Below are 2,889 nucleotides of genomic sequence, written 5' to 3' on the forward strand. Positions count from 1 at the left end.
CGGGCACGAGCTCGGCGGCAAGCTTCGTGCCGGCCGCAGCCGAAACGACCAGATCGCGACGTTCGTGCGCATGTACATCCGCGACGAATCGGCGACGCTGCGCGGGCTGCTGCGCGACCTTGTGAACGCAATCGCCGGCCAGGCCGAGGCGAACCTCGACGTGATCATGCCGGGGCGCACGCACCTGCAGCACGCGCAGCCGGTGCTGTTGGCGCACCACCTGCTCGCGCATGCGTGGCCGCTTGTGCGCGACCTCGGCCGCCTGAGCGACCTGGGGGAGCGGCTCGCCGACTCGCCCTATGGCTCTGGCGCGCTTGCGGGCTCGACGCTCGGGCTCGACGCCGAAGCGGTCGCGGCCGAACTCGGCTTCCGCGCCGCGGTCGAGAACTCGATTGACGGCACGGCGTCCCGCGACCTCGTGAGCGAGGCCGCGTTCATCCTCGCCCAGGTGGGCGTCGACGTCTCGCGCTTTGCCGAGGAGATCATCCTCTGGAACACGCGCGAGTTCGACTTCCTCACCCTTGACGACTCGTATTCGACCGGCTCGAGCATCATGCCGCAGAAGAAGAACCCCGACATCGCCGAGCTCGCGCGCGGCAAGTCGGGGCGCCTCATCGGCAACCTCACGGGCCTGCTCGCCACATTTAAGGCGATGCCGCTCGCGTACAACCGCGACCTGCAGGAGGACAAAGAGCCACTGTTCGACTCGTTCGAACAGCTCGAGGTGCTGCTGCCGGCATTCACCGGCATGGTGGCCACCATGGTCTTCCACGGTAAGCGGATGCGCGAGCTCGCGCCCCAGGGGTTCTCACTTGCCACCGACGTGGCCGAGTGGCTCGTGAAGCGGCACGTGCCGTTCCGCGATGCGCACGAGATTTCGGGCAGCCTCGTCAAGCTTGCCGAGTCGAAGGGCGTCGACCTCGACGGCCTCTCGGACGACGAGTTTGCCGGGGTCTCGGCGCACCTCACACCCGAGGTGCGCGAGGTGCTGACGATTGACGGTTCCGTCGCCTCGCGCGACGGCGTCAACGGCACCGCGCCGAGCTCCGTGCGCGCCCAGCTCGACAAGCTGCGCGAACGACTCGCGTAATCACCACACGAATGCCCCCGATCGTGCAGATCGGGGGCATTCGTGTTGGTACGGTTGACGCTGTGACACAGCGTGATCTCTCCTGGCAGCGGAATGACCCGTCGTTTGACCACGTCCTCGATGAGCTCGAGTGGCGCGGCTTTATTCACGTCTCCACCGATCTCGGTGAGCTTCGTGAGCGGATGGCCCAGGGCCCGATCACGTATTACTGCGGATTCGACCCGACGGCGCCGAGTCTTCACCTCGGGCACCTCGTGCAGCTGCTGCTGCTTCGCCGGCTGCAGCTCGCGGGCAACTTCCCGATCGGCGTGGTCGGCGGCTCGACCGGTCTCATCGGCGACCCGCGCCCGACGGCCGAGCGCACACTCAACTCGCGCGAAACTGTCGCCGAGTGGGTGAACGGCCTGCGCGACCAGATCGAGGGCTACCTCGACTTCGACGGCGACTTTGCCGCACGGATGGCGAACAACCTCGACTGGACCGCCGACTTGTCGGCCCTCGACTTCCTGCGCGACCTCGGCAAGCACTTCCGGGTCGGGGCGATGCTCAAGAAGGATGCGGTTTCGGCGCGCCTCAACTCCGAGGCCGGCATCTCGTACACCGAGTTCAGCTACCAGATTCTGCAGGCGTTTGACTTCCTCGAGCTCTACCGCCGGTACGGCCTCGAGCTGCAGACGGGTGGCTCCGACCAGTGGGGCAACCTCGTCGGCGGTGTTGATCTGATTCGCCGTGCCGAGGGTGCGAGCGTGCACGCGATGGGAACGCCGCTCATCACGAACTCCGACGGCACCAAGTTCGGCAAGTCCGAGGGCAACGCCATCTGGATCAACGCCGAGCTCACGTCGCCCTACGCGTTCTACCAGTTCTGGCTCAACACCGACGACCGCGATGTGGCCGACCGCCTGAAGATCTTCACGTTCTTCACGCGTGAAGAGATCGCGCAGTTCCAGCGTCAGGTCGAGGAGGAGCCGTTCCGTCGTGCGGCACAAAAGGCGCTCGCCTCGGCAGTGACCCGACTCGTGCACGGTGACGAAGCCACCGATGCGGCGATCGATGCGTCGGAGGCGCTCTTCGGCAAGGGCGACCTCGCGGCGCTTTCCGAGGATGTGCTTCATCAGGCCATCGCGGAACTCCCGAATGTCGAAGCGCAGCTTGGGCAGGAAATCGCCGAGCTGCTCGTGGCGACCGGTGCGGAAGACTCGCTCTCGGGTGCGCGTCGAGCAATCAAGCAGGGCGGGGTCACCGTCAACAAGGCGAAGGTGACCGATGAACACCAGGTGTTGGGGGAGGGCGACCTCCTCGCCGGCGGCGGTGTCGTGATCCGCCGCGGTAAGAAGACACTCGTTGGTGCCATCGTGCGATAACCGTGCGAATTTGACGAGGGGGTGTGCGCAGCAGTGCTGCGCACACCCCCTCGTCGTTCTCCCTCGGATCGCCGAGATCCCCGGAATACCGGGCGACACGCCCGGGCTGCAGGCGTGATTTGCACGACCCCCCGGATCTCCGTAAAGTATTCATCTGTTGCCACCGCAGCGAAAGAAACACCATCTGGTGCTCATCGCAAAGGAGGCAACGGTCGCCGCCCAAGCGACAGGGTCTTCACAGACTCAGCGCTTGAGCCACTTGCACGCCACGGCGAGCATGGGGTAAGGTAGACGACCTAACAACAACTTCACTACCACGAGGTTACGTCAGACATCGTCCGACACGCCGAGGTAGTAGAACCTAGAGCTCTCAGTAGCAACCACGCAAGCGCGGGGTGAAAATGAGAAGCGAACGGTCTTTGAGAACTCAACAGT

2 protein-coding genes are annotated in these 2,889 nt (G+C 65.1%); both read left to right on the forward strand.

Translation table 11 applies throughout. The features are described from left to right. Positions 1–1,090, forward strand: a 1,090-nt coding sequence (gene argH / locus ID132_RS04555) for an argininosuccinate lyase (protein WP_235988294.1), incomplete at its 5' end; no start/stop codon positions are given. Between the two features lie 62 nt (positions 1,091–1,152). Continuing rightward, complete coding sequence (tyrS, locus tag ID132_RS04560; protein ID WP_241209160.1) at positions 1,153–2,454, forward strand: tyrosine--tRNA ligase; 1,302 nt, start codon at positions 1,153–1,155, stop codon at positions 2,452–2,454. Positions 2,455–2,889: the final 435 nt, after the last annotated feature.

The sequence above is a fragment of the Gulosibacter sediminis genome (assembly GCF_014904065.1).
GTDB lineage: Bacteria > Actinomycetota > Actinomycetes > Actinomycetales > Microbacteriaceae > Gulosibacter > Gulosibacter sediminis.